This window comes from Methylomonas koyamae (genome assembly GCF_001644025.1).
GTDB classification, from domain to species: Bacteria; Pseudomonadota; Gammaproteobacteria; order Methylococcales; family Methylomonadaceae; genus Methylomonas; species Methylomonas koyamae_A.
Genome location: NZ_LUUK01000069.1, coordinates 1 through 10,674, shown reverse-complemented (window position 1 = coordinate 10,674; position 10,674 = coordinate 1). Strand labels below are relative to the sequence as shown.

Annotated in this window: 8 protein-coding genes; 6 read left to right on the top strand and 2 right to left on the bottom strand. The window is 52.8% G+C overall.

Going from position 1 to position 10,674, the window contains the following annotated elements; all coding sequences use genetic code 11:
* Positions 1-124, top strand: a 124-nt coding sequence (locus tag A1355_RS24410; protein WP_197471734.1) for a topoisomerase DNA-binding C4 zinc finger domain-containing protein, incomplete at its 5' end; no start/stop codon positions are given.
* A 443-nt stretch (positions 125-567) separates the two neighbouring features.
* Here the strand turns inward: A1355_RS24410 and A1355_RS06435 are convergent.
* Both A1355_RS06435 and A1355_RS06430 read right to left on the bottom strand, forming a co-directional pair.
* Positions 568-1,227, bottom strand: a complete 660-nt coding sequence (locus A1355_RS06435) for a response regulator (RefSeq protein WP_082885393.1) — start codon at positions 1,225-1,227, stop codon at positions 568-570.
* On the bottom strand, positions 1,217-2,689 hold the full coding sequence (locus tag A1355_RS06430) for a sensor histidine kinase (RefSeq protein WP_157197774.1): 1,473 nt from the start codon (positions 2,687-2,689) through the stop codon (positions 1,217-1,219). Before A1355_RS06430 ends, A1355_RS06435 begins: the two co-directional genes overlap by 11 nt.
* A 185-nt stretch (positions 2,690-2,874) precedes the next feature.
* Here A1355_RS06430 and A1355_RS06425 point away from each other — a divergent pair, with 185 nt between their 5' ends.
* From A1355_RS06425 to A1355_RS06405, 5 genes are all read left to right on the top strand, one after another.
* The gene (locus A1355_RS06425; protein WP_064026181.1) at positions 2,875-3,594 is read left to right on the top strand and encodes a VacJ family lipoprotein; all 720 of its coding nucleotides are present in this window, start codon (positions 2,875-2,877) and stop codon (positions 3,592-3,594) included.
* 214 nt (positions 3,595-3,808) lie between these two features.
* Positions 3,809-4,807, top strand: coding sequence for a UDP-3-O-(3-hydroxymyristoyl)glucosamine N-acyltransferase (gene lpxD / locus A1355_RS06420; RefSeq protein WP_064026179.1), 999 nt, complete (start codon positions 3,809-3,811; stop codon positions 4,805-4,807).
* A gap of 64 nt (positions 4,808-4,871) precedes the next feature.
* Entirely contained in the window at positions 4,872-6,428 is a 1,557-nt protein-coding gene (locus tag A1355_RS06415) for an efflux transporter outer membrane subunit (RefSeq protein WP_064026177.1), read from the top strand.
* Complete coding sequence (locus A1355_RS06410) at positions 6,425-7,540, top strand: efflux RND transporter periplasmic adaptor subunit (RefSeq protein ID WP_064026175.1); 1,116 nt, start codon at positions 6,425-6,427, stop codon at positions 7,538-7,540. The genes A1355_RS06415 and A1355_RS06410 overlap by 4 nt, the downstream gene beginning before the upstream one ends.
* Positions 7,540-10,659: an efflux RND transporter permease subunit gene (locus tag A1355_RS06405; protein ID WP_064026173.1), complete on the top strand. Its 3,120-nt coding sequence runs from the start codon at positions 7,540-7,542 to the stop codon at positions 10,657-10,659. The genes A1355_RS06410 and A1355_RS06405 overlap by 1 nt, the downstream gene beginning before the upstream one ends.
* Positions 10,660-10,674: the final 15 nt, after the last annotated feature.

Below are 10,674 nucleotides of genomic sequence, written 5' to 3'. Positions count from 1 at the left end.
TAGCTGTCCGAAATGCGGGAAGCCAATGATTTTAAGGACAGCAAAATCGGGAACAATGGCTGGCAAACAATTTTTAGGGTGTAGTGGGTATCCGTATTGCAAGATGACCAAACAATATTCTTAATGTATTCGGAAGTAGAAATTTTAACCGCAAGCGAATATAAGCGAAAAATAACTAAAGTCGACTCTATCGCTCAGCCAAATTATTTCTCAGTTTAAGATAGGGTTCTGTCGAAAACATGCCGCTGAACTCGGATAATAGCCTGGATTTGAGCAGCTTCATTACATAACCCGGTGTTTGCCTTTGCCTTTGTTAGCCAAAACAGCGATGAGATACAAGCGGCCGACCGCGACTCGTGGTGGAGGTCAGTTATTGGTTGAGTCGCGCAAGTTCCGCTTGTTGCAGCTTTTGATCTTCGAAGGATTGGCTTTTTTGTGGGCTTTTAGATTGCTAGCCATACAGCGTCGATTGGGCAATGCCTAAATCCTTGGTAACTTGCGGAACACCATCTCGCGTTTTTACCGAGCTGCTAGCCAAGAAATAATCACACTAGGGATCGTTAAAATCTATTGAGTCAGCAAACGATGCCGCCACGCATACGCCGTGGCTTGAGTACGATCCGTTAAATAAAGCTTGGAAAGAATATTGCTGACATGGGACTTCACCGTTTTTTCGCCAATGCCCAGCTTCTCGGCAATCAACACATTGGAAAGCCCTTGAGCAAGCAATAACAGGACTTGCATCTCCCGGTCACTGAGTTCTTCATGAAAGGCACGCTCACTTTGACGGCGCGACATAGAGGTCATTAACAGCGTAGCAACGCGTGGACTCAGGGTACTTTCGCCGCGTGCGGCAGAACGAATGGCCGCCACCAATTCATCGGGGTCGGTATCTTTCAGCAGATAGGACAGTGCGCCGGCTTGCGTGGCCTCGACCACGGTTTGCTCGGTTTCAACTGAAGTGAGGATAACGATATGGGTGTGGGGACTTGATCTTTTGATGCGTTTGGTGGCTTCAATGCCATCCATGTCCGGCATGACGATATCCATCAAGACCACATCGGGCGAAAGTTCCTCGCATAAGGTAACGGCTTGCCTGCCGCCGAGTGCGGTAGCCAGCATTTTAATATCTTGCTCGGATGATAATAAGGCATTCAGGCCTCGGCAAACGACGCCATGATCGTCAGCGGCGATTAGGGTGATAAAAGATTCTGATTTAGACTTCACTAAGGTGTTCCTCCCAAGTGATTGCAATGGTCGCTCCCTGGCCTAATGCGGTTTCGATTGAGAATGTGCCAGCGGGGAGTGAAGCGGCACGCTCTCGCATGGAAAGAATGCCCATCCCCTCGGTGGGGAGCGTTGGATTGAAACCCGTGCCATCATCCGTTATCAGCAACTCGAAACGCATTGCCGATTTGACCAAGCTGATGACAATTAGCTTCGCATTTCCGTGCCGTATGGCGTTGGTGACGCTTTCCTGAATAACGCGGCTTACCACAAAAAACAGGCTGTCCGGCAGCATTAAATCCGGCGGAACGACGCAGTGGATATGCACATTAAATTTGCTCTCCAGATTTTCGCACAAGGTAAGAAGGTTCACCGTAGAGCCCTCCTGTTTCGGGCTAATAATCCGCAGTTCCGCAATAACCCCCACTAGCTGCTCTTGCGCCTGTTTCAAGATTTTCCGAGATTCGAGCAGATAAGGTTTGGCCTCGCCTAAATCCGGCGCTTTTGAACTGATTGCCGCCAGTTGCAGCGCTAGGGCAAAAAGATTCTGTTTTACCGTATCGTGCAGTTCTCGCGCCATGCGTGTTCGCTCATCTTGAATTGCGGCCTGTTGTTTCAAGCCCAGCAATTCCTTCAACTGCCCTACCATGATATTTAAGTTGTGGCTATGCTCGGACAATTCATCGGCGTCGTTATCGATAATGCGCCGACCTAAATCCCCATCACGCCATGCACTGCTAACCGATGTGATATGCCGTAACCGCCGGATAAAGTTTTTTGAGGCTAAATACCCGCTCATCACGATACAGAGGGTAATGACGAATGGCATGAGTTCCGAAACCCAGTCTTCGTCGCGGTAGAATTGCTTGGCGATGTTGAATTTTGCCGTGATCAGCAAGGCGATACGCCCTTTTTTTGTCGGCTCACGGACGCTAAGCGGGATATTAATAAAAACAGAATAGGGCAAATGCTCAGGAACAAATGCTTCGCCGCCGGAAACAGCGGCACGATGTGTCATTAGTAACGCAATGATGCGGTCATCGGCCCGCATCAGACGTCGTGCAATAGGGAGGTCATTTTCGTCAAATACCACATAGCTCGCGGTTGGATTGCTGGAAGAACGTAAGTGATCCGCCACGGCATTATCGTCCAAATTTTCCCGCATCATCAGATCATCAATAATCTCCGGCGCATCGGCGATGTCTTTCGTATTTAGTGCAGCACTTTCCATCAGGCGCCTGATAGGTTTCAGGCGTTCGGTCACCGTCTGTAAAACAGCGGCGGGCTGCATCGCCTCATTAAAATGTTGGTAGTGGATAATGGTGTCAAAAACAGACATCAGCAACTTAATGCCGACTATAGAGACCACTGTGTAAACAAGGGTCAACTTGAACCAGAAGCGCTTGGTAAACGCCGGGCGGCAGGATGCGATATGTTTTTCCATACGGTCAATATAAAGCAAAGTCCCTCCTATTACTTCATCCTTAAGGCGTAGCCTTACTCCGCCTTAAGGAGGATTTTTACACCCGCCCCAGTACCGTTGTTGTGCCCAATCGATCCCGTAATAATGTGACCAAGGGCATATTCGCTCTATGCGCGAACTGCGTAAGTTTTTCTTCTTAAAACAATTACTTAAAGGTAAACGCCATGAAACTTAACAATATCAATATACTCTTTGCGGCAACCACGCTGACCTTACTTAATGCTTGCGCCTCAGCCCCAACCCCAACTGCCGATTTGAGGGATCCATATGAAAACTGGAACAGAAAAGTTCAGTGGTTTAATGATGGCCTAGACGATTATCTGATGAGACCAGTGGCACAGAGCTACCAATGGGTAATGCCCGATTTTGCCGACCAGGGGGTGTCGAATTTTTTTAGCAACATTGATGATGTCGGAGTCACCGTTAATTCAGCCTTACAAGGGAAATTTGCCCAGGCAGGTTCGGACGGTGCCAGGCTGGTTGTCAACACGACAGCCGGGTTAGGCGGTTTGTTTGATGTTGCTACCTTAATAGATCTACCAAAACACAAAGAAAATTTTGACACAACTCTGGCCGAATGGGGCGTGGATACCGGGCCTTACTTAGTGCTGCCGCTGTTTGGCCCCAGTTCGGTCAGAGGCATTGCTGGTGTGGGGGGCAAAATGGTGACTAATCCGCTGCAATACGTCAGCGGCGTGGGGATGATCGGTGTCCTCGGTGCCGTAGATAAACGTGCGGATATGTTAGCGATGGATAAAGTCGTCAACGAAGCCGCAACTGATCGTTACGAGTTTTTCAAAAACATGTATCTGTCGAGAGATAGTTCGGCGGGTGGCAATCAGGTAAACGACCCCTTAAAACCCAATGAAATTGATACTAAGTGATGTTTTTAATCACTGATCAATAGAAAGCCAGCTGTTTGACGGCAGGCAGGCAACTGTTGATTCCCACGCCTGTGTTGGCGATTTTTTGGGATGCCAGAACTGTTAATGGCTTTGGCGCCAACCGCCTTAAAAATGATTCGATATTCCTAGTCTCCAGTCAAATGGGCGGAGAGCTAGTTAAATTTCAAGAGTGAAACCATATGAAGTTCGGCAAATGAAATCCTATTCAATTCTCGAAATAAATGAAGTTCTTAAAGGTGTGATTTTAGGTACAACGAATCAAAAAATCACAGCTCCGGAACAAATTGAGCTTGCAAATAGTAGCGAGATTTCTTTTATTGGAAACAAAAAATACGAAAAATTTTGGGGAACATCAAAAGCGGCTGTTGCCATTGTAAACGAAGATATTTCGATTGCGCCTGGACTAAATAGGGCCTTTATAAAAGTTAAAAATGCGGATTTAGCGATGTCACAGGTATTAAAACTTTTTGCGCCGCCAATGCCGCTATTCGATTGTGAAATTCATCCAACAGCGGTTGTTGATAAAACCGCTGTTATGGGAAACGGGACAAGGATTGGAGCGGGCTGTTATATCGGTCCGAATGTCGTGCTGGGTGACAATACGACGCTTTATCCCAATGTGACTATTTTCGACGACTGCACTATCGGAAACAACACCATTATTTGGTCGGGTGCGGTTATTCGGGAACGTTGCCATATCGGCAATGATTGCATTTTACACCCTAACTCTACCATTGGGGCCGATGGTTTTGGCTTTAGGCCGTGCCCGGAAATAGGCTTGGCAAAAATTCCACAAATAGGCAATGTAATTATTGGGAATAGCGTTGAAATTGGCGCCAACTCTTGTGTGGATAGAGGTAAATTCAGCTCAACCGTGATAGGCGATGGCTGCAAAATCGATAATCTGGTGCAAATTGGCCATAACAGTAGGCTTGGCCGCTTTTGCGTGATGGCGGGAAATAGCGGTTTAGCCGGATCGGTAACGCTGGGGGACGGTGTTGTCATCGGCGGCAGCGCTTCCATTAAAGACCACGCCACCATCGGTAACGGAGCTATTGTCGGTGGAGGTTCGGGCGTAATCGGCGACGTTCCCGCCGGAAAAACGGTATTAGGTTATCCAGCCGTGGAAGCGCGTGTTGCATTAAAACAATGGGCCATTTTGAAAAGGCTGGTTAGTTTTTCCAAAAAATAAGCGCCTTATCCCTAATGAAGGCAGTTCAGTTTTCTTCGGCTCGACTTTTCTTTTCAAGACAGTAATGAAGAAATTTAACCTATTCCACTTCGGCCCTATCCTGCTGGCGTTATCCGGCTGCGCTTTGGACGGCGGCTTATTAACAACGGTCGGCCCCGATTACCACAGCCCGGAACCGCCCACGGCACAGCGCTGGTATGCCAAACAGTCCGCTCTGGATGGATTGCCGGTCGCGCATCAAGGCGATTTGTCCTGGTTAAGCAAATGGTGGGAACGTTACGGCGATCCGGCGCTTGATCGATTGCTTGCCGCCGCGCAACAGGAAAGCGCATCCGTCGCCAAAGCCAAAGCGCAGATTGTAGAAGCCAGGGGCAACTTGGTCAGCTCCGAATCGGTATTCCTGCCGAGTTTGGATTCGAGCTTAAGCAGCACCCGTTCAAATTTCTCAATGGGGGGCACGCCTAGCCTACGCAACCAACATCAACTCAGTGTGCAGTCCAGTTGGGAGGTCGACTTGTTCGGCGGCTTAGCGCGACAACGGGAAGCCTCCATCAGCCAATTGCAAGCGCGTACGGCATCCTGGCACGATGCCCGGGTGGCGGTAGCGGCCGAGCTTGCCAATGCATATCTGGCTTATCGTTATTGTGAAGCGCAAGCTTTGCTGAATAAAGAGGACGCCGAATCCAGGCAGGCTTCGGCGCAGCTTACCAGCATGGCCGGTAGCGCCGGATTCCGCAGTCCGTCCGATGTCGCGCTGGCCAATGCCAGCGCGACCGAAGGCAGTAATTTGTTGTTGAAACAGCAGGCGCAATGTGAACGTTCGGTTAAAGGCCTGGTGGCTTTAACCGGTTTGCCGGAACCGCAAATCCGGACGTTATTGGGTAATACGCCGCAGCGGATGGCGCAATTGCCCAAGCCGCCGCCCTTCCAGGTCACTGCTGTGCCGGCTAATGTGATCAGGCAACGGCCGGACATTGCCTCCGCCGAACGCGACATGGCCGCGGCCAGCGCCAAGATCGGCGTGGAACAGGCTAAACGCTTTCCGAAATTGAGCCTGTCCGGGAATATCACCCCCGTGTTCCAAAACATTAACGGTGCGGCCCTGACCTTAGCGGAAACTTGGTCTTACGGGCCGACGCTCAGCTTGCCGTTGTTCGATGCTGGTAAACGCGCCGCCAATGTGGAAACCGCTGAAGCCCAATACCAGTCGGCCATCGCCCAATATCGAGCGGCGGTCAGGACGGCGGTTAAAGAAGTCGAAGAAGCCTTGGTGCGCTTGGCGAGTGCCGGGCAACGCCTGCCCTTGGCGCGTACCGCGGCGGCGGATTACCAAGCTCATTTCGCGGCGACCCGGCAATTGTACGAAGTCGGCCTGGGCAACTTGATCGATGCGGAAACTGCCCGCCGCAACGCGTTTGCCGCCCAATTGGCAGTCACGGAATTGGAACAAGAACAAGTCAGTGCTTGGATTGCGCTGTATCGGGCCGTCGGCGGAAGCTGGGAAGATCGTGCGACCGAACAAGCGGCTTCAGTTGCGGAAAGATTGCCCGGCCAAGCCGAGAACCCATCCATAAACATCATTTCTCAACCCTCGAATCAGTTGTCGGGAAACCAATCATGACTAAAGAAAAATCGCTAAGCATTTGGCTTGCCTTGGCTGCGCTCATGGGCTTAGGTGTAACCCTGGCGCTGAGCAAGGAAGCGCCGCAAGCCGCTGAAAGCGCCAAACCAAGCGTCCGACCGGCGCTGAATGTATCGGTTATCCAACCGGTCAATCGGGACATCCCGCGAAAATTAACCGCAAACGGCTCGGTCGCCGCCTGGCAGGAAGCCATAATCGGGGCACAAGTCAGCGACTTGCGTCTGGACGAAGTGCGTGTGCAGGTCGGCGAAAAGGTCCGTAAAGGCCAAGTATTGGCGGTGTTCGACAGTAAAAGCGTGATGGTCGAGATCGCCCAAACCCAGGCGGCCTTGGCTGAGGCCGAGGCCAGCCTGGAAGAAGCCCGGCTGAATGCCGACAGCGCCCGAAAAATCGCATCCTCCGGTGCGTTAAGCAACCAAATGGTGCTGCAATACTTGACCGGGGAAAAAACTGCGCAAGCCAAAGCCGCCTCGGCAAAAGCGCAATTGGACAGGCAGCTTTTGCGCTTGACCCACACCCGCGTCGTTGCTGTGGACGACGGGTTCGTCTCTTCGTGCGCCGCTACCTTGGGCGCGGTGGCCACGCAGGGACAAGAACTGTTCCGGCTAATCCGGCAAAATCGCCTGGAATGGCGCGCGGAAGTCACCGCTGCCGAAATGGTGCAACTTCAGCCCGGTATCGACGTGGCGATTTCGGTGCCCAACGTCGGACAAGTCGGCGGTAAAGTGCGTTATTTAGCGCCCAGCCTAGATATGCAAAGCCGTAACGGGCTGGTTTATGTCGATTTGCCCCAAGCGGAAGCAGCCGGTCTGCGCGCCGGTATGTTTGCCCAGGGTGTATTCCATTTGGGCACTAAGGCCGCGCTAACCATACCGCAAGACGCCTTATCGCTGCGCGAAGGCTTCAGCTATGTTTTTCGCTTAGGAGAATTTGCTCAAAACCAAGCGAAGGTTATCCAAGTCAAAGTGCAATTAGGCGAAAGTGCGGGCGACCATTACGAAATCCTTTCGGGGCTTAAGCCCGAAGACCAGATAGTCGCTAGCGGTGCGGCCTTTTTGGCGGATGGCGATTATGTCCGGGTGCTGCGTTAATGAATATATCCACGTGGTGCATAAAAAACCCCATGCCGGCTGTGATGTTGTTTGTGATGCTGACTTTTGGCGGCTTATACAGCTTTAAGGCCATGCAAATCCAGAACCTTCCCGACCTGGATTTGCCGACCATAACCGTTATGGCGAGCCTGCCGGGGGCATCGCCTTCGCAACTGGAAACGGCTGTGGCACGAAAAATAGAAAACGCAATCGCCACTTTGCAAGGCTTGAAACATATCATAACCAAAGTGCAGGATGGCAGTGTCAGCATCACCGCCCAATTCCGCCTGGAAAAGCCTGGGCAGGAAGCCTTGGACGACGTGCGCTCGGCGGTGTCGAAAGTCCGCGCCGACATGCCCGCCGACTTGCGCGACCCGGTCGTCACCAAACACGATATCGCCAGTTCTCCGGTGCTGGTTTACGCGGTCGCCTCCAATCAACGCGACGACGAGGCCTTGTCCTGGTTCGTCGAAGATACCATCGCCAAGCGTCTGCTTGCCGTTCCGGGCGTCGCCGATATCAAGCGGGTAGGCGGCGTCAGCCGGGAAATCCGGATTGCCCTGGATCCGGTCAAACTCCAATCCCTGGGCGCGACTGCCGCCGATATTTCCAGACAATTACGCGAAGCGCAACGCGAAAGCTCTGGTGGACGTACCGACTTGGGCCAAGGCGAGCAACCTGTCCGCGCTCTGGCCAACGCGGCCTCCGCCGAGGAGTTGGCACGGATGGAACTGTCTCTCGCCGATGGCCGCCACATCCGCCTGAACCAAGTGGCAACTATCAGCGATAGCGTTGCCGAACAACGCTCGTTGGCTTTATTGGACGGCAAGCCTGTCGTGGGCTTTGAGGTTACCCGCAGCCGCGGCGCCAGCGAAGTGGATGTCGGTGCGGGCGTACAGAAAGAACTGGCGGAATTAAAGGCGGAAAACCCCGACATCGAACTCACCGAAGCCTTCAATTTCGTGATTCCCGTCCAGGAAGAATTCGACGGCTCCATGGCATTGTTGTACGAAGGCGCATTGCTGGCGGTATTGGTGGTCTGGCTGTTCTTGCGCGACTGGTGGGCGACCTTTATTTCCGCCGTCGCCCTGCCGCTGTCCGCCATCCCTGCGTTTTTGGGAATGTATTATTTCGGCTTTTCCCTTAATGTCGTTACCTTGCTGGCGTTGTCGCTAGTTATCGGCATCCTGGTCGATGATGCCATCGTCGAGGTGGAAAACATCGTGCGCCACCAACGCATGGGCAAATCGCCTTATCAGGCGGCGATGGAAGCTGCCGACGAAATCGGCTTGGCGGTGGTGGCGACCACCTTTTCCCTGGTGGCGGTATTTTTGCCGACCGCCTTCATGAGCGGTATCGCCGGACGCTTCTTTAAACAATTCGGCTGGACAGCTTCGTTGGCGGTCCTAGCTTCGCTACTCGTCGCCCGAATGTTGACCCCGATGATGTCGGCTTATCTGTTGAAACACAACGAGCAGCCCGCCGCGCCGGATGGCCGGCTGATGCGCGACTATTTGAAACTGGCCGCATGGTGCCTTAAGCACCGGCTAATTACTATCGGTGGCGCGACGGCGTTTTTCATCGGCTCCCTGCTCTTGATCCCATTATTGCCCCAGGGTTTTATTCCACCGGACGACTTTCCGCAAACCCAGGTTTTTGTCGAACTTGCGCCCGGTGCAACTTTGGAACAAACCCGCGCATCCGCCGAAACCGCCCGTAAACTGATCGCCGATCTACCTTATGTGAAAAGTGTGTACACCACGATAGGCAGCGGTTCTGTCGGCACTGATCAGATCGACATGTCCGCCGGCGCGGAAGTCCGCAAGGCTACCTTGACCATCTTGTTGGCCACCCGTAACGAAAGGCCGGTGCTTAAACAAGTAATCGAGCAAGATATTAGGGCCGCTTTGACGGCTTTGTCCGGTGTCCGCAGCAAAGTCGGATTCGGCGGATCGGGCGAAAAATATGTTCTGGTGCTGAGTGGCAACGATCCCAATGCATTGAATGCCGCAGCCAGGGCGGTCGAAAAGGACTTAAGGGCAATCCAAGGCATCGGCAACATCGCTTCCAGCGCCTCGTTGGTCAGACCGGAAATCGCCGTCAGGCCCGATATCGCCCGCGCCGCCGACTTGGGCGTAACAACCGCCGCCATCGCCGAGACCTTGCGTATCGCCACCGTCGGCGATTACAACGAGTCCCTGCCCAAGCTTAATCTCGCCCAACGCCAAGTGCCGATCATGGTCAAACTGACCGAGGACGGGCGGCGCGACTTAAGCGTGTTGCAACGGCTTGCCGTACCGTCAGCCAAAGCGGGTATCGGCCCGGTCATGGTCAGCCAAGTCGCCAACCTTGACTTGTCCAGTGGGCCTGTCGTCATCGACCGTTACGACCGTTTCCGCAACATCAATTTTGAAATCGAACTGGCCAGCCTGCCGTTGGGCGATCTGAGCACCGTTGTACAGGCCCTGCCTAGTCTCCAAGCGCTACCCGCAGGGGTAAAGCAAATCAATATCGGCGATGCCGAAATGATGGCCGAACTTTTCGGCAGTTTTGGCTTGGCCATGCTGATAGGCGTACTCTGTATCTTTATCGTGCTAGTTCTGTTGTTTAAGGATTTTTTGCAGCCCATCACGATATTGTTGGCCTTGCCGTTATCGTTTGGCGGCGGCTTTATCGCTCTGCTATTGGCACAAAAAAGTTTTTCCATGCCGTCTTTGATCGGGCTGATCATGCTGATGGGCATCGCCACCAAAAATTCGATCTTGTTGGTGGAGTACGCCATCGTCGCCAGACGCGACCACGGCATGAGCCGGGTCGATGCCGTGCTCGATGCCTGCCACAAACGCGCCCGGCCCATCGTCATGACCACCATCGCCATGGGCGCAGGCATGTTGCCGATTGCCATGGGCATGAGCTCGGCGGACACCTCCTTCCGCAGCCCGATGGCGATCACCGTCATCGGCGGTTTGGTGACGTCTACGCTGCTCAGTTTATTGGTCATCCCGGTCGCTTATACTTATTTGGACGATGCCAAACAGATAATGTACGGGCTATGGCAACGGCTTATCAAAACCAGAAGCAAATTGGCCTTATCGAGGGAAATTTATGAATTGCCCTAGGAGCCTGTCGGACTT